The following is a 22,771-nucleotide window of genomic DNA, read 5'->3' on the forward strand; positions in this document are numbered from 1 at the left end:
GAAAAGTCTCAGTTCTTTTCTCTTTTTACATACGTTGTATGTAAAAGTTCATGAGACTTATGTCCTAAGGGCTCTTTCAGAAAATTCTCATAAACCGCGATGATTTCCGGGTTTTCATGTGATTTCCGATATTGCATTTTTTCATCTTCATCATAAATGGCATTTGCCCGTTTCATTCGGATCTCATCGGTTGTGGGGATGGGTTGTCCCCCTCCTCCGACACATCCGCCGGGACACGCCATGATTTCGATGAAATGGTAGGGTGATTCACCTCTTTCAAGTTGTTTCATAATCTTTCTTGCATTAGCCAAACCGTGACCAATGGCTACCCGCAGCTCAACACCTTCCAGGAACTTATACTTTTCAAGGGTTCCTTCGATTTTCAGTGTGGCTTCTTTCACCCCGGCCAAGCCCCGAACAGGTTTAACATTCAGGTTTTCAAAGGGGATTTCCCGACCCGTAACCAATTCATAAGCTGTACGCAGTGCTGCTTCCATCACACCGCCGGTTGCTCCAAAAATGGCACCGGCACCTGTGGATGTACCCAAAATGGAATCATAGTCTCCATCTTCCAACTTGGTAAAATCTATACCTGCCTGTCGTATCATAAGCCCCAGTTCGCGTGTTGTCAAAACATAATCCACATCCCTGAGGCCGCTGGCCATCATCTCCGGCCGGGCCGCTTCAAATTTCTTGGCCGTACAGGGCATGATGGATACAACAACCATGTCTTTAGGATCAACTCCGATTTTTTCAGCATAATAGGTCTTTGCCAGGGGACCAAACATCTGCTGAGGTGATTTACATGTAGAGAGATGGTCCAAGTGGTTGCTGAATTCATGTTCGATATATTTAATCCAGCCGGGCGAACAGGAAGTTATCATGGGCAGAGCCACATCTTCTTTGTCCCGGATCGCTTTGGTCAGCCGGTGAAGCAATTCATTCCCTTCTTCAACAATGGTCAGATCGGCTGTAAAATCAGTATCCAGCACACTGTTAAAACCAAGACGCCGTAAGGCCGTAACCAGCTTTTTGGTCACTCGCTGTCCCGGCTCCATCCCCACTTCTTCACCAATAGAGACCCTGATAGCCGGTGCTGTTTGAACCACAACATGTTTGGTAGGATCATAAATGGCATCCCATACATCTTCCACATAATTCCGTTCTGTAAGTGCTCCTGTGGGACAATGGGTCACACACTGGCCACAATTGGTACAAACCACATAAGCCAGAGCTTTATCCCAGAAAGTGGTAATGCGCATATCCGCCCCTTTATGGGCAACGCAGAGTGCACCGACAGACTGGAGTTCGGTACAGGCTCTGACACAGCGCTGGCAGCGGATACATTTGCTGTCATCTTTCTGAATGGCCGGCGAAGAGATATCCACCTGATCCTCTTTATGAAGATCGATAAAAATGCCCTGATCGATCCGGTATTCATTGGCCAGGGCCTGCAGTTCGCAGTTCCCGTTACGGTAACAACGAAGACAGTCTCCCCGGTGTTCACTCAGCAATAATTCAATGACATGTTTCCTGGCAGTCCGGACCAGGCGGCTGTTAGTGTAAATTTCCATACCGTCAGAAACCGGCGTGGCACAAGATGCCTGAAGAGTCCGCGAGCCTTTCACTTCCACCATACAGACCCGGCAGTTCCCTGCAACACAGAGATCTTCATGGTGGCAAAGTGTTGGAATGTGTACACCCAGCAATTTGGCTGCATCCAGGATCGTGGTATTCTCCGGCACAGAAACCGGTGTACCATCGATGGTCACATAAATCATATTTTGTTTATTTTCACTCATGGATTCCTCCGGGATTAATAGATAATTTCTTCACGAAAATTTTCGACAATCGAAATAAAGGGGTTGGCTACACTCTGTCCAAGCCCGCATTTCGACGCAACCCGCATGGTTTTAGCCAGTTTAACCAAATCGTCCAGATAGCTGGCGGGACGCTTTTTGTGTTTGATCGCCTGGATTCCTTTTACCAATTGCTGGCATCCTACACGGCAGGGTGTACACTGGCCACAGGACTCTTCCTGCATGAATTCCATGTAATTCATCAGAATGTGATACATGGAACGGGTGCTGTTGAAGAGCATCATGGATCCGCCTGTAGGAACCCCTTCAAAGCCGATAATGGTCTCTTTAAACTTCTTCCGGGGGACGCAGAATCCGGAAGCACCCCCGACCTGGACAGCCTTTGTGTCTCCGTCTCCAAAGAGATCCACAAATTCCTGGATGGTCATGCCCAATTCCAATTCGTAGATTCCTTCCACATCTGCATCACCGGATACGGAAAAAACCTTGGATCCCGCGGATATTTCAGTACCAAAGGTCTTGAATTTTCCTCCTTCATTGAGGACAATCATCGCACAATATACCAGGGTTTCCACATTGTTAATCACGGTGGGTTTGCCCAAATATCCTTTTTCCACAGGGTAAGGCGGTTTGTTCCTGGCTTCTCCCCGGTATCCTTCCATAGATTCAATCAGGGCTGTTTCCTCACCGCAAATGTAAGCACCGCTACCGCTCCGAAGATATAATGTGAAATTGAGCCCCAGCTTTTGCATCTCTTCATTGAAAGTATTCATCTTCGTCGTCAGCAAGGGAACCAGATAATTATATTCACCGCGTAAATAGACATACCCTTCAGGAGCTCCGATTACTTTGGCGCATATTGCCATTCCGGTAAAAACCTTGTCTGCCTGTTCTTCCAGGATTTTCCGGTCCTTGAAAGTCCCGGGCTCCCCTTCGTCGGCATTGCAAATCACATACTTCATGTCACTTTTCTGGTCCGCAGCCAGTTTCCATTTCAGATAAGTGGGAAAACCGGCACCACCCCGGCCTTTCAATCCGGATTCCTTGATATATTCCAAAATCTTGTCGTTTCCCAGCTTCATGACCTTTTCCATCAGTCCCAGCGTATCAATCTTCTCAAAAATCAGATTAACCCGCTCCTGATGGGCATTGATCCTGGCCAGTTTTTCTTCACGTGTCATGACCATGGTCTTCTCCTTACATGTATTCATCTAAAGCCTTGACGGCTTTTTCAGGGGTTAGCTCTGTATATACTTTGTCATTAATCAGCATGGCAGGCCCTTTGTGGCACCAGCCGATGCAGTTTGCTTCCAGAAGACTGAATTTCCGGTCGGGCGTTGTTTCACCCATTTTAATACCCAGGGCATCTTCCAAAGCGGCAATAATCGAATCCTTACCTTTCATGAAACAGGCAATAGTCTTACAAATCCGAATAATGTTCTTTCCCTTCGGCTGCATATCCATAAAAGAATAAAATGTAGCCACCCCAAATACATCTGCCGATGAAAGATCCATCTCCGCGGCAATCTCTCGCAACTGATCTTCAGACAGGTAATTGTTTTCTTTGCGTACCATCTGAAGAATGGGCAGAAGGTTCTCACGGCTCTTGCCGTATTTCCTGACGGCTTTCCGGACGATATTTTCCGATCCTTGCATGAATCCATCCCTTTCTTCGCTTCAATTTTATCTGTTTAAGACTTGAAAATTATCAGCGCAAGAATGTATTATTCCCCCAAGAATTACCCAAGGAATAATCCTTTTTTTCTCGATTGAAAACCCCAAATCGTGATTTTTTTCTCGTTTTTATCAGGGATTTTGAGAATGATTCTCATTTTTGTGAGAAGTTTCCCTTCCGGAGGTATCAAAACCGGAAAAATCCAGGAGTAAATGCTTGCTGAAATGGTGGGCGATGGAGAGGATGACGGCACTTCCGAGGAAAGCAATGGCAACTTCCCATTGAAATCCTGTCAGGGCTACGCCCAAAGTTACACTGGCTTCAGGAGAATGTTTCGCATCTGTGGCCGGCATGAAAAAGACGGTGCACCCTACCGACATGGAATCAACAAAAGCCAATAATACGACATTCCCAACAGGAATCAGTCCAAAAAGCGGCCCAAAAACAAGCCCGGCATCATAACTGCGCAGGACCGCCCTGACTATCATTCAATCACCGTTATTCATGATTCATTTATATTATTATACAGTATTAATTTATTATTTACAAGTTAAGCCGGTCACAAGGTTGAATTCTTCGATTTAATGATATCGGTAAATTTTCTTTTCCCCGAAAGATAAACGCTCAGGGGGATGGGAAACGGGATCATTTTCTTTCGAATCTGAGTGTCACGGATCTTTCTCAAAGACTGATGCTTCCGGTGTTTCTTCACCAGGTAAGGAAGATGGCACAAAAGCCAGGTATATGCCACAAAAAGTGCACCAATCCTTTTAAAATCCCCCCTGATCAGGGCAAAACCTCCGGACATAAAATCCAAAAGGAAACGGATTGGTGCAATCCAAAGCAGGGAAAGCACTGAATAATTGGCCAAAAGCATCATGAGATTATTCCGGTGATTCAGGTACTTTTTCCGGTAGGAGTCGGGAGGCAGTGTCCATCCCGAGTGGTGCCAGATGACAGAATCGGGGATACAATATGCAGACCAGCCCAGCAAATGGAAGCGCCAGTGCAGATCAATTTCCTCCATGTGGGCAAAAAAGGTTTCGTCAAACAGCCCGCTCTCGTCCAACGCTTTTTTCCGAACCATAAAAGCGGTCCCGCTGGACCAGAATATTTCCATGGGTGTGTCGTATTGTCCCTGATCTGTTTCCAGATAATCAAAAAGTCTGCCCCTGGCAAAAGGATAGCCGTAATAATCCATAAATCCACCGGCAGCCCCCGAATAGTCAAAACGATCCCGGCGGTTGTAAGAAAGAATTTTAGGCATCACAGTGGCTGCGAGAGGATGAGTATCAAGCCATTGAACCATTGGTTCGATCCAGCCCGGATCATGGATTGTGTCATTATTTAAAATTAAAAGATATTCCCCTGTGGCATGAGTAATGCCCACATTGCATCCTCCGGCAAATCCCAGGTTCACTTTATTTCGGATGATATGTACTTGAGGATACTCCTTTTCAACCATCTCAAGGCTGCCATCAGTGGATCCGTTATCCACAAGAAGAATCTCTCGGTGGGGATAGGTAGACTGCCTTAGAGAGTCCAGACAATCTTTCAAAATATCCCGGCCGTTATAATGGGGAATAATGATACTGACTTTGATCATAGAAAAAAGGGGCTTTATGCCCCCTGTTGTTTATTCCTGAGTGGTTTGTTCTTCTTTTAATTTCATGATCTGTTCTTTCATTTGGATAGCATTGGGGTCTCCCGGTGCTACATCGCTCAACCAACGATCAAGCAATTCCAGGGCCTGATCGTATTTTTCGGCTTCCCGGTAAATCAGCGCCAGCATTCCCACGGTTCTGGCATCCCGGGGACGAAGGAAATAGGCATTTTCCATGACGGATGCAGCTTTATCATAATCCTGTAAATCCATATAGTAAACCTGGGCGGCATTGAAATACTCGTTATACCCCAGGTTATCCCGGTTAATATACCGTTCAACCCGTTCCAGCATTTCAGACGTATCACCGGTTTCGAGATACAGTCTTCCCATCTGAAGCATGAGTTCAGGATGATATATGGGAATATTTTCTTCCGGGATTTTTTCCTCAAGGAAATCAAGCAGATGTCCGGCTTTTTCCTTTTCCCCTTTTTCAAGAAATGCCATGACGGCCTGCATGGCGCAGGTCCTGTAATTCTGCATAAGCCGTTTGATGTTGTTGTTCAGGAACACATCGGGATTGGCAAGATTACGGAACCGGTACGTTTGGGTAAAGTTATCATAGATTTTATCCGGATCCACATGGGGAACTTTTTTGGGATGGAGCCGCATAGAAAGTCCTTCCATGGAGAGATACTCTCCAAGGCCGATACGGTTGTTATCAGGGACGGTAACGGCAAAATAGACGGGGCGTTTCCAGGCGGCAGCACGGGCCAGAATATAAATCATCTGATCCTGTACCCGCAGACCCATATCCCGGTAGCCCGGATCCATACGCCAGGTAATTTCCCCTTTGGGATTCAATTCCTCCGGAACTTCAATGGACATTTTACGGGATTTCCAGGGGATTACCGTCATCTGCTCGATCTGCTTATCCGGCAGGGGGATATCCAGCTTAGGTTCATTATGTTTGAGCTGAAGAATATACCAGGGAGTATTCAAAAGACTCAGGTTGACAACCCTGACATCCGTGCGGACTTTTTCCACCTCCTGCATATACCAGAGGGGAAAGGTGTCATTATCCCCGTTTGTAAAAATAATGCCGTTGGGTGCCACGGAATTCAGCAAATTATAGGCATAATCCGAAGCCACATAATTGCCATGCCGGTTATGTTCTTTATAGTTGGCCCGGAGCATATTCACCGGAAGGACCAGCAGAAGAACCACAGCCGTGGCGGGTACCAGCCAGGACTTTACTTTCTTGTTTTTCAGTCTATCCACCCAATTGAGTATCCCGTAAACACCCAGACCAATCCAGATGGAAAAGGCAAAAAAGGAACCCACATAGGAGTAATCCCGTTCACGGGGTTGGGGATCGGGTTGGTTCAGGTAGATGATAATGGCAAGACCGGTCATAAAAAAGAGAGCCATAACCGATAAGGCCCTGTTCCGGTCCCGCATAAAGTGGTAAAACATGCCGAACCATCCCACAAGAAAAGGAATTCCCCATAATTTTGAAGGATCCAGCTGATCTCCGGTCCGCCCGATAAATTGCCAATTAAAATAACGGATATACATTTTTTTTACCTGGTATTTCCAGAAAAAGTCCCAGGGACCGGAGTATTGATTCCGGTTTGGGGATTCGCGCCAGCGGGCGATACGGTCTGTTGTGATATCTCCGTACTGTTCCCGCTCCAGGTAGGCAACGGCCTGGCGTATCGATTCGGGATCGTTTTCGTCAATATTGGGGTTTTTCAGGGATCGAATAAAAATGGTTTCATAGGAAGAGTATCCGATGGTTATCAGGGCCAGACCTATCAGGGCAATCTGGGTCCATTTCCAGGCTGAGATGTAATTTTTCAGGAGTGATTTGAACATGAGAAATGCAAGAAAAATGACCAGGAGGATGACTAAGATAGCCAGGGGAAATGAGATTGCGGCGGGATTGATACCCATAAGCAGGGCAAGACGGGCCGTTCCCCGGATAATTCCCGTGTTGATGATCACAAAATAAAGTCCCGTAACAGCCGCCAGGAGAATTAGCGGTCCCCATTTGAATTCTTTATACCGGAAATAGATAATCAAGGCAATGAAGGGGAGAGCCAGAAGATTCAGCATGTGAACACCGATAGCCAGTCCGATCAAGTAAGCAATGAGTATAAGATACCGCTCCCCATGGGCATGATGCTCATCGGCTTCATTCCATTTCAGCACAAGCCACACAACAATTGCCGTAAAAAAGGTACTCATGGCATACACTTCGGATTCCACGGCATTAAACCATTGACTGGTTGTAAAAGCAAAAGTCATGGCGCCGATGAAAGCACTGAGATAAATGATCCACTGTTTTTTTCCGTTCTGATCTTTATCTACAAAGAATCGGCTGAATTGAATGATAATCAGATATAAGAGAAGCACGGCACCGGCAGAAGCTATGGGAGACATAAGATTCATCCGCCATCCGATATCCGGATTCAGGGGAATCATGGTAAAGATACGTCCTAAAAGGAGAAAAATCGGACTTCCGGGTGGATGAGGCACACCCATAATATAGGATGTGGCAATGAACTCCCCGCAATCCCAGAAAGAAAGAGTGGGAGCCATAGTTCTAAAATACACCAAAAATGATCCAAGAAGGGCAACCAGTCCCAACCAGAATTTCGTCTTATCTTTTGTCATGAGTCCTTTCCTGTATTTTTAATATCAAAGACGTGAAATAACATCTGCTTAAATATCCGCCGGTCACAAAGGTTCCTTTTCAGTTTTTCAAGAGCATTATCCAATGGTGGCATAATCTAATTTATCCCTGTAATGTTTCAAAAAGAAATCCCGGAGGGTTTTGTGCCGGGGCAGTAGGATTTGAGGGTCTTTATCCACCAGGTTAAAAGCTTCTTTCCGGGCTTTAATCATCACTGGCATATCGCTGACCAGATCGGCAATCTTTAATCCTGAATCTCCATGTTGCCGTGCACTGAAAAATTCCCCGGGGCCCCGCAGTTGTAAATCCGATTCTGCAATTTCAAAACCATCTGAGCTTTTCTCCAGAATGCGAAGACGGGTATTCCCCTGTTCGGTATTTTTCCGGTTCACCAAAAGACAATAGCTTTGCTCGGCTCCACGCCCTACCCGTCCCCGGAGCTGATGAAGCTGGGTGAGACCAAACCGTTCGGCGTTTTCAATCATCATGATGCCGGCATTGGGGACATCCACTCCAACTTCAATAACTGTCGTGGATACCAGAATATGGATTTTCCCCTCCTTAAAATCCTTCATCACGGCTTCTTTTTCCCGGGAAGGTGTTTTTCCGTGAAGGAGGGCAACCTTCAAATCGGGAAAGATGACATTCCGTAATTCCTCAAACCCGGCTTCGGCAGCTTTCAGATCCATTTTTTCGCTTTCACTGATCAGGGGATAAATCACATAAACCTGCCGACCTTTTCGGACTTCTTTCCGGATAAAATCATAGGCCCGTGCCAATCCGCCGGGAGATACCACTCTTGTCCTTACTGTTTTACGGCCAGGCGGCATTTCATCAAGGATGGACACATCCATATCGCCATAGAGGGTTAGCGAGAGGGTTCGCGGGATGGGAGTAGCCGTCATGGATAGTACATGAGGGTTCAGTCCCTTTTTAATCAGCATTCCCCGTTGATCCACTCCAAATCGATGTTGTTCATCCACCACCACAAAACCCAATTTCTTAAAATTTACTCCCTCCTGAATTAAAGCATGGGTTCCAATGACAATGGGAGTCTGCCCGTTGGCAATATGAGTCAGGCTTTCCCTCTTTTGGACAGTACTCAGGCGACCTGTCAGTAGAGCAACAGGTATATTCAGGGGCATAAAAAGCTGGTTAAAATTTTTGTAATGCTGATTCGCCAGGATTTCGGTGGGTGCCATGATAGCAGTCTGGAAACCGTTATCAATCATAATGGCAGCAGCAGCAGCGGCAACCAGTGTTTTCCCGCTGCCCACATCCCCCTGCAGCAGGCGGTTCATGATGTAACCTGAGCGTAAATCCTCATAGATTTCCCGGATTACCCGTTTTTGCGCTTGTGTTAAATCAAAAGGCAGGGAATGATAGAGTTTGTGAATCAATTCGCCGGCATGTGAACATACATAGGGACTCTTCTGCTCCCGGATGGTTTTTTTCTTGATGGCGAGGAGCAGTTGGAGCATGAATAATTCCTGGAACTTGAAGCGGAACCACCCTCTTTTCAGGGAAGCTTCATCGTCAGGAAAGTGCATTTGGTACAGGGCATCCCGATAGGGTAAAATCCGGATATTGTTGAGAACATTATCGGGAAGGGGATCAGGCAATTGAGGTGGACACTGCTTAAAGAGCCTGTAGAAAATTCTTCGAAAGACCCGTGAATTGAGTCCGCGTTTTCGCAGTTCCTGAGTCAAAGGATAGACCGGCACCAGCATACCGGTGTTCAACTGATCCCGGTCCACAAAATCAAAATCCGGGTGGGTCATGGTGTGGCCGCGGAAAAAATCCACCTTACCGCTGACGGAAATAGTCTCCCCGGGCTTGAGTATTTTCTGAATCCACTGATATCCCTGGAACCAGTTCAGGGTCATATAGCCCGTAGCATCTCGTAGTGTTACATGGAGAATTTTCCGGCGCCTGTGCTGCTGGAGAACGCTGTTCACCACTTCGCCCACCACAGTGCATTCTTCACCGGTCACCAGATTTCCGATGCTTTTGACTGTAGTCCTATCCAGGTAACGGCGTGGAAAATAGGATAACAAATCCTCAACGGTCGTTATGCCCATGTCATTGAGAATCGTTTCCCGGGCATGACCGATATAAGGGACTTTTCCAACATTCTGATCTAAAAAGGGATGCACATCTTCTTACCGGTAACTGACATAACAGGTATATTCAACGGTCACAGATGTCCCTCCTTTCAGAATCAGAGGGATTTCCAGTTCCATTGCGGATTTTTTCTCTGTTTTATGGCTTGCGTTTTTCACGGTCCAGTTTCCATGCCAGCGGTCCCGAATTTTCACCGGGAGGGTTTTGTTACTCCGATTCCGGATTTCATAGCGGATGCGGCCTTCCGCCGTCTCTCTTTCCCGCTTATAATCCAGGATAGTCCGTTCATACACCAGATCAAAGGCTTTTCCGGGCGATACAACCAGCGGTTCGTCGGCCGGGGTGTTGGGAACCGGGACTTCCCCGGCAAAAACACCGTTTTCATCAAAAATCCGGAGAGTCCCCTTGGGAAGAATCAGATCATCCTTGCCGGTTTTTTTCATCTTCAAAGTTAATTCCAGGTCGGCATGGCAAGGCAGGGAACCCGATGATGAAAAAGAATTGCCGGTTACAATGTACAATTTTTCCGGAGACAGTTCCGCCGGTTCAGCCAGGGCTTCCCTGAACTCGGTTCCCGGAAGAAACGTTACAAAGTCTTTGAGTTTGAAAATATAATTATCCCCTGAACTTTGTGGTGCTTCAGCAACTGAAGCCGCATCGGCGGCATAATTCATCCCCATTCCTTTGGGGGCTCTCATGACCATTTCTTCCCGTCTTATCTTTCCGGTTTTAACATCGCCGGCCAGAAGCGTGACTTTCGCATTTGTTAATGTCCCGTTTCCCCGGTTGGTCAGTCGGAACCAGGGTGAAAAAACCGCTTTCTCGTCATTTTTCCACCGGAGCTCATATTCAGCGGACCAGGAAAAATCACCGGTTTGAAAACCGTAATGCATGGGCACAATGCGTTTTTTTGAAGAGAGTGGGGGAGGACAATATTCCAGGGTTTTATCTGCAGGGAGCTCGGGAATTTCATAATAGAGGATATTGGACGGATCAACCAGGAGGATCCCGTCATCTTTTCCTACATAGAGCGTATTATCCTTGAATTTCAGAAACCGGCCCCGAATATCCAGGCTTTCTTTCAGTACCAGATGGATGTCGGTTCCTTCTTCAAGGTCAAATAAACCGAACCGGGGATAAGAAAAACGGAGTAATCCTTCCGGTTTCGCTGATTTCCAGACCGTACCCGGCCGTACGTTCATCCCGTAGGTGGGTAAATAAAGCCTTTCACGAATTTCTGTGGGCTCCTCTTCGAGGGTCACCCAGGCACCGGCGTGGGGTAAAATCAAGATTTCAGGGACACCGGCCCAGAGTGTTGAGCAGAGAAAAAATAAAATCATCATCAGGCGAAACATAAAACACCTCCATCCAGGGTTAAAAACCCTTTAGTCGTCCAGGCGTGCCAGATTTGCCCTGAGCAGGGAGAGATTTTCTTCCATGGATTTTCTCTTATCCCGTTCATACTGAACGACATTTTCCGGGGCTTTACGGACAAAATTGGGATTAAGCAATTTGTTCCGCACGCCGGACAGGCGTTTTTCCAGGTTATCAATCTCTTTTTTCAACCGGCTCTTTTCCTTATCCACATCAATCAGGCCTGCCAGAGGGACATAAATTTCAAGGTTTTTAACGACTGCAGCGGCACTGAGTTTCGGTTTTTCAAGATTTTCTTCAATAGTCAGACTCCGGACTTTCGCCAGGGCACGGATATATTCTTCTTTTTCCCGGAGGATATCCCTTTGAAAAGTGTTTCCTCCATGAATCAGGACATCAGCTTTTTTGGAGGGAGGGACAGTCATCTCGCTGCGGATGGTTCGGATTGCCGTAATCACATCCATCAAGAGCCGCATTTCTTCATTTGTCTTATCCACACCGGGAATCCTGGGAATTTCCGGCCAATCGCTCATCACAATATCCGGTTCATCCTCTTGTTTGACCGATTGCCAGATTTCTTCAGTAATAAAGGGAGCAAAGGGGTGAAGGAGTTTGAGAATGTTTCTAAGCACAAAGACAGCCGTACCCAGGGAACTCTTTTTCCTATCGGGATCATCCCCGTAAAAGCGGGATTTGATCAGTTCAATATACCAATCGCAAAAGTAGCTCCAGGTGAAATCATAAATATCCTTGGCTGCATCATTAAACCGGTATTTCTCCAGATTTTTATTCACCGATTTAATCGTGTCCTGCAGCTTACCCAGAATCCAGATGTCCGGTGTTTCCAGATTTTTATTCCAGGGATTATAGGTTTTGAAATCATAATCCCGGGGGCGGTTCATCAGGACAAAGCGGCTGGCGTTCCAGAGTTTATTCATAAAATTCCGCCCGACTTCAATCCGGTTTTCATCGAAGAGAATATCCTGTCCCTGAGGTGCAATCAGCATGATCCCGAACCGCAGGGCATCGGCGCCAAAGCGGTCAATCAAATCGAGGGGATCAGGAGAATTCCCCAGAGACTTGCTCATTTTCCGTCCCTGGGCATCACGAATGAGTCCGGTAAAGTAAACATTCTTAAAAGGAATCTCGCCTGCAAATTCGAGCCCGGCCATAATCATGCGGGCAACCCAGAAAAAGATGATATCCGGTGCCGTTACCAGGTCATTCGTGGGGTAGTAATATTTCAGATCATCCGTCTTTTCCGGCCATCCTAAAGTGGAAAAAGGCCACAGCCAGGAGCTGAACCAGGTATCCAAAACATCTTCATCCTGTTTAATTTTTTCTGAACCGCATTTCGGACACCGTTCAGGATCTTCCCGGAGAGCATTTTCCCAGCCACAGGCCTTACAAGTAAACACAGGTATCCGGTGCCCCCACCACAATTGACGGCTGATGCACCAATCCTTTATATTTTCAAGCCAGTGATTATAGGTTTTCACCCAACGGTTCGGACTGAACTGAATGTGCCCTTCATTGACCGCTTTCAGGGCTGGTTTGGCCAGCTCTTCCATTTTCACGAACCACTGTTCCGAAACCCGGGGCTCGATTGGAACATCGGCCCGTTCACTGTAACCTACTTTATGGATATACTTTTCTACTTTTATAAGGACACCCTGTTTTTCCAGTTCCTTAACAATTTTCTTCCGGGCTTCTTCCCGTGTTAATCCCTCATAATCTGTCCCGGCAGATTCATTCAGAGTGGCATCGGGGTTAAAAATGTTGATAAAAGGCAGATCGTGGCGCCGACCGATTTCATAATCGTTGGGATCGTGGCAGGGCGTGATTTTCAGGGCGCCGGTCCCAAATTCCCGGTCAACATACGCATCGGCAATGATGGGAATTTCCCGGTTAGCCACAGGCAGGATCAGGGTTTTACCAATAAAATCCCTGTATCGTTTATCTTCAGGATGAACGGCTACAGCCGAATCCCCCAGCATGGTTTCGGGCCGGGTTGTGGCAATTGTGAGGCCTTTGGAAGGATCCTCCTTCAGAGGATAACGGATATGCCACAGGTGGCCGTGGACTTCCTTATAAATCACCTCTTCGTCGGAAAGCGCTGTCAGTGAAACAGGGCACCAGTTCACAATGCGGGTACCTTTATAAATATAGCCTTTTTCATACAAGCGCACGAAAACTTCCCGGACCGCTTTCGAGAGTCCTTCATCCAGAGTAAAGCGCTCGCGGGACCAATCACAGGAGACCCCCAATTTTTTCAGTTGTTTAATAATAATCCCGCCGTACCGGGCTTTCCAGTCCCACACAAGTTTCAGAAAATCCTCCCTGGAATACTCTTTCCGGCTTTTTCCCTTTCGGCGCAAATCTTTTTCCACAGCAGTCTGAGTCGCGATTCCCGCATGGTCGGTACCCGGCAGCCAAAGAGTTTCATATCCCTCCATGCGAGCTTTGCGAACCAGAATATCCTGAAGAGTATTATTTAAAACGTGTCCCATGGTCAGCATTCCGGTCACATTAGGTGGTGGAATCATGATCGTATAAGGTTTTTTATCCGGATTTGGTTCGGAATGGAAATAATTCTTCTCTGTCCACACTCTGTACCATTTGTCTTCAACCTGATTGGGATCGTATAATTTGGATAATTCTTTCATAGATAGGTGCACATCCTTTTTTTCGATTGTCAATAATTTATTAATTTATAAAACAAATTTGAGAATTGGAAATGGAACCTTGGGACATTAAGAGGTTACCCGCTTTGCTCATGTTTATGGATTCATGGGTTGAAGAGTCAGTACGCAGATAACAGTTGGTGATAAATTCTACTATCCCTATATAGGAAGAAGGTTACTCGTAAGTCCCCAAGAGGTTAAAATAAGCCCACACCCGGTAAAAAGCAAGATTATATTATTTATAATATATAAACAAGTGTGATTAAAGTTTATATCATGACACCGTACTTTTATATTTTGTCCCTTTCGCCCCCAAATATCAACACTCAACTCAATGCATCATTCATAATTTATCATTCTTCATTCAAAAAAAGCCTGCAGCACATATTTTTGATGAATCCGTTTGTCACGGTGGGTACCTGCCCCCGGGTTCAGCCTTCCTCTCACGGGAGGCCTGGCTTCCGCCGGGATGAGCGTTGGTTCCCATAGATTCAATGTTGATTCTCAAAAAATTTGGCTGCAGGCCATCTAATTCAAAGTATTGGAGTTTTCACCGATTTGCAAGATTTTTTGGGAGATTTTTCTGAATTTTCCCCTTGATTTTTTCCAAATTCATTCATTTCAGTTTGTCATGAATTTTTCTAAATTTCGGCATGAAGAAATTCACCATTCGGACATACAGGATCTCTGATTATGAGGCAGTACAAAATCTTTGGAAAGCTGCCGGACTTTATCTATCTCTTTCGGACACACGAGAAGAACTGCACCGGATGCTGGACAAACATCCGGAATTATTTTTAATTGCAGAACAGAAGGGAATCCTTGTTGGAACGGTTTTGGGTTCTTTTGACGGCAGGCGCGGATATATCCACCACCTTGCGGTCCTTCCTGAGTATCAACATCGCGGCATTGGAACTTTCCTTTTAAAAACCCTTGAAGAGAAATACCGGTCAATGGACGTTGTAAAAATCCATCTGTTTATTGAAACGGAAAATGCTGAAGTGGAAAGTTATTATCAAAAACTTGGCTGGTATCGCCGGGATGATTTGATTATGATGAGCAAAACCCTGCGGACAGATAATTGACAGCAGACATATATCCCCTTTTTAAAAAAATCGAATCCGGAGAACGCATAAACCGGAAAGAAGGGTTAATGCTGATGCGCTGCCATGATCTTTCCTTACTGGCCGTCATAGCAGATATTCTCCGCAGACGTTTTCATCCCCATAACCGCATAACGTACATTGTAGACAGAAATATCAATTACACCAATATTTGCACGGCCGGTTGTGCATTCTGTGCCTTTCATTGTCCGCCGGGATCTGAGAAAGGATATGTGTTGTCCCGTGAAAAACTGGCGGAGAAAATTGAGGAAACGAAATCCCTGGGGGGAATTCAGATCCTTTTGCAGGGTGGCTTGAATCCTGCATTAACGCTGGAATGGTTTGAAGACCTTTTCCAGTGGATCAAAAAGGAGCACCCTATTCATATTCACGGACTCAGTCCACCTGAAATTCTCTTTCTTTCAAAACAATCCGGACTCTCTGTGGAAGAAACCCTGAAAAGGCTTTTAGCTGCAGGCCTGGATTCAATTCCCGGAGGCGGTGCGGAGATTTTGGTCGACACGGCCCGAAAACGAATGAATGCCCACAGAAAAGCAAGCAGTGATGCCTGGCTTCATGTGATGAAAACAGCCCATCGGCTGGGAGTCCTCACGACTGCTACCATGATGTTCGGTGCCGGGGAAACCCCGGAAGAAAGGCTGGAGCACTTATTGAAAATCAGAGCCCTACAGGATAAGGCGATAGCCCGCCGGCAAAGCACAGATCAGGATTCAGACAAAACGGGTTATTTTACCGCTTTTATTCCCTGGGTTTATCAGCCCGCCCAAACCCGGCTGGGAGGGGAAAAAGCATCTTCCTTCGAATATCTGAAAATAGTGGCTGTATCACGCATCCTGCTGGACAATATTCCCAATCTTCAAGCCAGCTGGGTCACTCAGGGGGAGCGGATCAGTCAGCTTGCACTCCACATGGGATGTAACGACCTCGGATCAACAATGATCGAAGAAAATGTCGTCGCCGCAACCGGCGTTAAATTTTCAATGTCCCCTGAACGAATGGAAGAATTCATTCGTGCTGAAGGTTTTATCCCGGTCCGCCGGAATCAGGCTTATGAAATGATTGGACAATAATCCAATACAAAACTCAGTATATAAGGAGTCCATAATGGCAAAAGCAGATGGTTTATCCCTGCCCTTTGAAAAACCGGAGAAAATCCGGACAGACCTGCTGGAACCTATTCCCTATTCGGGTAATGAGCAGGTCATAACTCTGGAGTATCCCGAATTCAGCGCTGTGTGTCCCTACAGCGGACTACCGGACATTGCCCATGTGACCATTGAATATATCCCCAGTGATAAAATTATCGAGCTTAAATCTCTGAAATACTACTTCATTTCATTCCGCAATGTCGGTATTTATCAAGAAGATATGACCAATCGGGTTTATGAGGATCTTAAAAAAGTACTCGCCCCTAAAAAACTCAAAGTTAAAACAATTTATAATGTCCGGGGGGGGATAGAAACGACGTGTGTTATCGGAAATTGAGAATGGCCCATTGATACGAGGGGTAGACGGAGAGGTGAGGGTACGAAAATTCAAAAGAATAAAAATAAGATATATTAAAAATAATATTATCTTGCATTTGATTGTAGACAGGATTATTTTATCTTCGGGGGAGCATATATATAATCATCATTCTATATAGTGAGATAAGAATTTTATAAATATATCCTTTATTCTGACCCAACTTATGAGCTTATGAACCCATGGATTCATAACTCTGCAGCCTGTAACCCGCAACACTCATGAAACCATAAACCAGGCATCCGGAGCGCAGCAACACTGAGGTTTAGATATCAATATTCAGTAATTTCTTTCGAATTTTGTCAGATTGAATAAAAATGTTGTCATGGAGAGACCCGCCGTGGGAGTCCATAGTTACCACTGCCGGAAAGTTCCGGACATCAATCACCCACATAGCTTCCGGTACGCCAAATTCTTCCAGTTTGAGCACTGTATAAACCTTCACAACCGATTCGGCGATCAGAGTAGCCAGTCCACCGATAGCATGAAGATATACGGCACCGTTTTCCTCCAGGGCTTTAAGGGTCCCTTGCCCCATTCCCCCTTTACCAATCACTCCGCGGAGTCCGTATTCCTGAATAACAATTCCCTGATAGGGTTCTTCACGAATGGATGTAGTGGGTCCTGCAGCCACAAATTCCCAGCTATCTCCGGTTTTCTTTACAACGGGACCGCAGTGATAGATCATGGTATCTTTCAGCAGATTCCGGACAAAATCGGGTTTTTCTTTCACAAGCCAGGCATGAGCTGCATCCCGGCCGGTTACCAGGCGTCCGTTCAATAATACCTCATCACCGACTTTGAGTATTCGGATTGACTTTTCATCGACGGGAAGTTTCAATTCAATCATAGATCACCTCATCCGGTGAAAAGCGCATGCTGTGTTTACGGTCTGCCCAGCACATATAGGCCACCGAGACAAAAAAGGATGCAGGCAGGCGGTGGGCCACACCAATTTTGACTGCCAGGGCGGTGGTTTTACCTCCGAATCCCATGGGGCCGATACCCAGTGTATTCAAATCCCGCAAAAGGCGGGATTCCAGTTCTGCCAGTTTCGGATCAGGATGTGAATCATCCAGTTTCCTGAAAAGCTGTTTTTTTGCCAGCATCATCCCGCTGGACCGGTCTCCCCCCACACCAACGCCAAGAATCCCGGGGGCACAGCCCTGTCCCTGAGCCTTAACGACTGCATCGACTACAGCATTATAAACGCCCTCCAAATCCCGGCCTGCTTTTAGTGTTATATCCGGCAAAGTGTACTGTATAGAAACATTTTCACATCCTCCACCTTTCAGTAGCAGCTTTACATTGATAGCCGGTTCATCCCATTCCTTAAAATAGATATAGGGGGCTAACTCACCTGTATTGTCTCCGGAATTTTTCCCAGTCACAGGATCAACGGCATTGGGACGCAGATAAACCTTATCCGTAGCTTCACGTGTTGCTTCACGGATCAATTTTTCAATCCTTCGCATAGAAACACCCGAAGGCAGGCTTACTTCATAAATGTTGGTCCCTGTATCCTGGCAGATCGGTGTGCTTTTTTCCCGGGCTCTTTCGATATTTCTGAGGATCGCTGACAGCACTCCACGGGCCGCACTCCCTTCAACTTCGTTTTCTCTGGCAGCCCGAATTGCCCGGACTACATCCGGAGCCAGATCGGTGGATGTACGGCGAATTAGTTCCAGAACCGCTTTTCGAAACGCATTATCCTGAAATTGAAGTGTCATGGAGGCTTACACTCATGGTTCAAACTGTTTCAAAAGGTCAAGAATTTCCGGCTTCCCCATTTTTTCAGAAACCTGCTGCATTTTACGCATAATATCGGTATAGATGGGGCGATCCTGACGATAAATGACTCCCAGGCGAATGAAATCATTATCATTGGCAATTTCAAAAGCGCGGACTTCATCCGTGGGTTGATAATCTTCCGGAAGAGGACGGACCTTTTCCCGGATAAGTTTAAACTGTTCCATTCCCCTGAATGTGGGGCAAGGACTCAGGACCTCTACAAAGGAAAATCCCCGGTGCTGAATAGCCCGAGAAATAACATCAATAGTATTTTTGGGATCACCGGAAAAAACTCTCGCAACAAAAGAGGCCTTATAAGCGATCATCATCCGAACAGGGTTGATGGGCTCATCCATGTTTCCATAAAAAGTTGTTTTTGTCTGTTCGCCGACAGGTGTGGTTGGTGAAGCCTGACCTTTTGTGAGCCCATAGATATTATTATTCATGACAATATAGGTTATGTCAATATTTTTCCGGGCGGCATGGGGAATGTGTCCTGCGCCAATGGAAAATCCGTCTCCATCACCACCTACAGCAATCACTTTAATATCCGGATTGCTAAGTTTGACTCCGGTCGCCAGGGGAATGACCCTGCCGTGAATTCCGTTAAACCCGTAGGTGTTCACGTATCCGGGCAAACGACTGGAACAACCGATTCCAGAGACAAGTGCCATTTTATGAGGAGGTATTTGTAGCTTCACAAGTGCCTGCATCAGGGCATTCAGCACACCGTAATCACCGCATCCGGGGCACCAGATTGGTTTCAGGTCACTTTTATAATCTTTCAGAGAATATTTAGCTTCATCCATGCTCAGGCATCCTTCTTTTCATATTCTTCAACGATTTTATCGTAAATCTGTCCTACAGTAAAGGGAATTCCCCCCGTCTGACGGTAAGAAACCGTTTCCACGCCAAAATCACCAAAGCGGACAAATCCTCTCAGATAGCGGCGAAAGGCTCCAGCGTACGCCATCTCCACAAAAATAACACGTTTTTTATTGACCAGAAAATCATGAAAAGGTTGAATAAGAAAAGGATACAGAATTTGCGGGATGATGGCCTGTACTTTGATTCCATTCGCGTTTGCCCTGGCTACAGCTTCTTTTACAGCGCCCTTTGTGGATCCCCAGGCAATAATACCCAGCTCGGCATCATCCGGACCGTAAAAGCGTTCAAAGGAGAATTCCCGTTTGATTTCCCTGAATTTTTCCCAGCGTTTTTTCGTCATTCCGGCGTGGACAGAAACATCGGATGAGGGAAACCCTTTTTCATCATGTTCAATACCAGCCGCCTGGTACATGCCATTTTCCATGCCGGGCCAGGTAACGGGAGAAATCCCGTTTTTCGTAACTTTAAACCGATGATAATCTTCCAATTCTTTTTCTGTAGGAGTTATCCTGCGGTTGATTTTTTTAAAACCATATTTCAAGTCCCTGATCCGATTGGGATTGATGGATTCCTTCCTGTGACCAATAAAAGCATCGGAAAGAACGATAACGGGAAGCTGATACTTTTCAGCGATGTAAAAAGCCAAAACAGTACAGTCAAAACAGTCCTCAACATCTGAAGGAGCAATAACCACCCGGGGGGCATCACCATGGCTTCCCCAGATAGCCTGCATGAGATCTGCCTGTTCGGTTTTCGTTGGTAGTCCCGTAGAAGGACCGCCTCTTTGGACATTAATCACCACAATGGGGAGTTCGGCCATTCCCGCCAGTCCGATTCCTTCTGACATAAGGGAGATTCCGGGGCCTGATGTTGCGGTCATCGCCTTGCGTCCGGCAAAACTGGCACCCACCACGGCATTGATAGACGCCAGTTCATCTTCCATCTGAATTACCACTCCATTGTACCGGGGAAGATAAACAGATAGCCAGTGCATGATTTCCGTCGAGGGAGTAATGGGATAACCGGCATAGAATTCAACACCGGCATAGAGGGCTCCAAAGGCTGTAGCTTCGTTTCCTTCCATGACAATGCGGGGTTCACCCGGTGTGTATTCAAAAAGGACGGAATCTTTTTTTTCAATGTCTTTTTTTACGTAATCCCGGCCTGCTTTCAGGGCATTGAGATTCATTTCAACAATATCTTTCCTTTTCCCACCGAATTTTTTCTTTATTGATTTTTCCAGAGCGGTTTTCGGCAGGTTGAAAAGTTCTGAGATAACTCCAAGCATGGCAATATTTTTCGCCAGGGATGTCCCTGCGGCATCTGTTGCCAGTTGATTAAAGGGAACTTTATACCAATTCTTTAATTTATCAGCAGGTATCGGAATATTCTCTTCAGGAAAAGAATCTTCCAAATCGCTGAGAATCACCACATGATCTTCCAGCAATATTTCGGACTGAAATTTCAGAAAATCCTTCCAACTGAACACAACCAGAATATCCAGTTTATCTCCCTGGGTTGCTACCGGTTCGCTACTCATCCGGACCCGGACCGAGCTTTCACCTCCCCGGATTTGTGCTCCATAGCTCTTAAGCATAAAGACAAACAACCCATCGCTGGATGCTGCGTTGACCAGGATTTCTCCGGCACTGATCACACCATCCCCTCCTGAGCCCGCAATGCCGATTACTATATTATTATTATTACGTGCCATGCCTGCGATACTTCCTCCCTCATCTTTTTGGTGATATCAGCCACATTACGGACACTGTCCGTAATACGGCAATATACCCTCATTTGCTATTTGATTGACAGCTGCTTTCAAACGGAACCCTGCCCATTTTTCAAAGCTTTTGAAGTTACCAAAGAGCATGGAATGAAACAAGGAAGAGTTCAGCTTCGCATGCAATACCGGACAGGGTTGTTGATTTATCGTCAGATCTAAGACAAATTATAGATCACTTTATATTTTTCATTAAGATATTTCAGGAAGGGCTTTGGTGATAATTTACCGCCTGTCACCGATTTTACCAGATCCAGTGGATCCAGGCGGCGCCCCCGGCTATGTATATTGTCTCTCAGCCAGTTCAGAAGAATTGAAAACTCCCCGCCCCGGATAATATTCCAAAAACCGGGATGTTCCTTGATTGCCTGATTAAGGAATTGAGCGGCATAAAGATTTCCCAGGGCATAAGATGGGAAATAACCCACAGCTCCCATAGACCAGTGGACATCCTGCATGACGCCCATTTTGTCATCCGGCGGGATAACCCCAAGGTATTCTTTCATTTTGGTATTCCAGATTTCCGGTAAATCGGTCACCTTGAGTCCCTCATTGATGAGCATCTTTTCTATTTCAAACCGAAGCATAATATGCAGGGAATATGTCACTTCATCGGCTTCCACCCGGATCAGGGAAGGTTCCACCGTATTTATCATGCGGTAAAAATCATCGACAGATGTTTTTTTGAGTACGGGAAAGAGCTCTTTCAGTCGGGGATAGAAATGGTTCCAGAAAGAGAGGCTTTTGCCAATCATATTTTCCCACAGGCGGGACTGGCTTTCATGGATGCCGTAACTGGCGGCCTGTCCAAACGGTGTGCCAAAGTGTTCAACAGGAAGTCCTTGTTCATACATGGCATGACCGGCTTCATGGACCGTTGAGAAAAAGGCTGATTTCATGTCATTTTCAAAGACCCGGGTTGTAATCCGTACATCCGTCGGATGAAAACCTGTTGTAAAAGGGTGAGCAGATCGGTCTTGGCGTCCCCGTGACATATCATACCCCAGTTTCTGAACCACCTCGAGCCCGAAAGCCCACTGATGGGTCGTATCAAATGACTCTCTCAGAATATGGTCATCCGGTTTATCCCCCGAATTTTTAATTTTGTCCAGAAGAACAATTAAACCGTCTTTCAATTCTGAAAAAAGAGCTGTTACCGTTTCTGTTGTCATCCCCGGTTCATATTGTTCCATCAGGGCATCATACGGTGTTGTGGTATATCCATAATAATCAGCCTGTTTACGGCACATATCCACTATTTTTTCAAGATAGGGCTGAAAGGATTTAAAATCATTATTCACCCGAGCTTTTGCCCAAACCTGCTGGGATTGGGATGTCAGTCTGGAAAACTCCTCAACGAATAAGGCCGGCAGAACCGATGCATAGTGATAATCTTTCCAAATCAGATAAAGCAACCTCGATGTTTCTTTGTCACTTTCATCATTCAGAATATTACCCGTATTCAGATCCACCAATTTTCCCAAAGCTTTTTTAAACCTTTCACCGGTATGGATTTCATGAGCCAGTGCACTGAGCCATGCCAATTGTTCGCTTCGAAATTCGCCTGCACCTTCCGGCATATAAGTTTCCTGATCCCACTGAACCAGTGCCTGAACCGATTCGGCTTTAGCATACTCTTTAAGCAGGTCTTTAAGTACTTTCAGGTTTTCTTTCATTTTTCTC

The 22,771-nt window shown here is 46.0% G+C and carries 15 protein-coding genes and 1 pseudogene; 3 read left to right on the forward strand and 13 right to left on the reverse strand.

The genetic code is table 11. The annotated features are described in order from the left end of the window. Positions 1–8 precede the first annotated feature (8 nt). The 9 genes from J7K63_04360 to J7K63_04400 all read right to left on the reverse strand — a co-directional run bounded on the left by J7K63_04360 (position 9) and on the right by J7K63_04400 (position 13,960). Positions 9–1,781 (reverse strand): iron hydrogenase small subunit, encoded by a 1,773-nt coding sequence (locus J7K63_04360; protein MCD6234255.1) that lies wholly within the window; start codon positions 1,779–1,781, stop codon positions 9–11. Between the two features lie 35 nt (positions 1,782–1,816). Continuing rightward, positions 1,817–2,974, reverse strand: coding sequence for an NADH-quinone oxidoreductase subunit E (locus J7K63_04365; protein ID MCD6234256.1), 1,158 nt, complete (start codon positions 2,972–2,974; stop codon positions 1,817–1,819). A 43-nt stretch (positions 2,975–3,017) separates the two neighbouring features. Then, positions 3,018–3,476 carry an NADH-quinone oxidoreductase subunit NuoE gene (nuoE, locus tag J7K63_04370; GenBank protein MCD6234257.1) on the reverse strand — a complete coding sequence of 153 codons (459 nt, stop codon included), beginning with the start codon at positions 3,474–3,476 and terminating at the stop codon, positions 3,018–3,020. Between the two features lie 150 nt (positions 3,477–3,626). Continuing rightward, positions 3,627–3,983: a hypothetical protein gene (locus J7K63_04375; protein ID MCD6234258.1), complete on the reverse strand. Its 357-nt coding sequence runs from the start codon at positions 3,981–3,983 to the stop codon at positions 3,627–3,629. 71 nt (positions 3,984–4,054) lie between these two features. Further along, on the reverse strand, positions 4,055–5,101 hold the full coding sequence (locus J7K63_04380) for a glycosyltransferase family 2 protein (GenBank protein MCD6234259.1): 1,047 nt from the start codon (positions 5,099–5,101) through the stop codon (positions 4,055–4,057). Positions 5,102–5,131: 30 nt separating this feature from the next. Continuing rightward, a complete protein-coding gene (locus tag J7K63_04385; protein ID MCD6234260.1) occupies positions 5,132–7,777 on the reverse strand; it encodes a DUF2723 domain-containing protein in 2,646 nt (881 codons plus the stop codon). Positions 7,778–7,873: 96 nt separating this feature from the next. Further along, positions 7,874–9,952, reverse strand: a complete 2,079-nt coding sequence (gene recG, locus J7K63_04390; protein ID MCD6234261.1) for an ATP-dependent DNA helicase RecG — start codon at positions 9,950–9,952, stop codon at positions 7,874–7,876. A gap of 6 nt (positions 9,953–9,958) precedes the next feature. Further along, positions 9,959–11,275, reverse strand: a complete 1,317-nt coding sequence (locus J7K63_04395) for a hypothetical protein (protein ID MCD6234262.1) — start codon at positions 11,273–11,275, stop codon at positions 9,959–9,961. Positions 11,276–11,305: 30 nt separating this feature from the next. Next, positions 11,306–13,960: a valine--tRNA ligase gene (locus J7K63_04400; protein MCD6234263.1), complete on the reverse strand. Its 2,655-nt coding sequence runs from the start codon at positions 13,958–13,960 to the stop codon at positions 11,306–11,308. Between the two features lie 671 nt (positions 13,961–14,631). Between J7K63_04400 and J7K63_04405 the strand changes: the two genes are divergently transcribed. Genes J7K63_04405 through queF form a run of 3 tightly spaced genes read left to right on the forward strand, consistent with a single transcriptional unit; the run spans position 14,632 to position 16,587 of the window. Further along, positions 14,632–15,063, forward strand: coding sequence for a GNAT family N-acetyltransferase (locus J7K63_04405; protein MCD6234264.1), 432 nt, complete (start codon positions 14,632–14,634; stop codon positions 15,061–15,063). After that, positions 15,060–16,172, forward strand: coding sequence for a dehypoxanthine futalosine cyclase (gene mqnC / locus J7K63_04410; GenBank protein MCD6234265.1), 1,113 nt, complete (start codon positions 15,060–15,062; stop codon positions 16,170–16,172). Before J7K63_04405 ends, mqnC begins: the two co-directional genes overlap by 4 nt. 34 nt (positions 16,173–16,206) lie before the next feature. Continuing rightward, on the forward strand, positions 16,207–16,587 hold the full coding sequence (gene queF, locus J7K63_04415) for an NADPH-dependent 7-cyano-7-deazaguanine reductase QueF (GenBank protein MCD6234266.1): 381 nt from the start codon (positions 16,207–16,209) through the stop codon (positions 16,585–16,587). 304 nt (positions 16,588–16,891) lie between these two features. On the opposite strand, the pseudogene J7K63_04420 reads toward queF, so the two are convergent. From J7K63_04420 to J7K63_04435, 4 genes and pseudogenes are all read right to left on the reverse strand, one after another. After that, a pseudogene (locus J7K63_04420) lies at positions 16,892–18,356 on the reverse strand (fumarate hydratase). 12 nt (positions 18,357–18,368) lie between these two features. Then, positions 18,369–19,226, reverse strand: coding sequence for a 2-oxoacid:ferredoxin oxidoreductase subunit beta (locus J7K63_04425; protein ID MCD6234267.1), 858 nt, complete (start codon positions 19,224–19,226; stop codon positions 18,369–18,371). Between the two features lie 2 nt (positions 19,227–19,228). Next, complete coding sequence (locus tag J7K63_04430; GenBank protein MCD6234268.1) at positions 19,229–21,019, reverse strand: 2-oxoacid:acceptor oxidoreductase subunit alpha; 1,791 nt, start codon at positions 21,017–21,019, stop codon at positions 19,229–19,231. A gap of 227 nt (positions 21,020–21,246) precedes the next feature. After that, complete coding sequence (locus tag J7K63_04435; GenBank protein ID MCD6234269.1) at positions 21,247–22,764, reverse strand: carboxypeptidase M32; 1,518 nt, start codon at positions 22,762–22,764, stop codon at positions 21,247–21,249. Positions 22,765–22,771 lie beyond the last annotated feature (7 nt).

The sequence above is a fragment of the Candidatus Neomarinimicrobiota bacterium genome, from assembly GCA_021157965.1.
Classification (GTDB): domain Bacteria; phylum Fidelibacterota; class Fidelibacteria; order Fidelibacterales; family Fidelibacteraceae; genus Fidelibacter.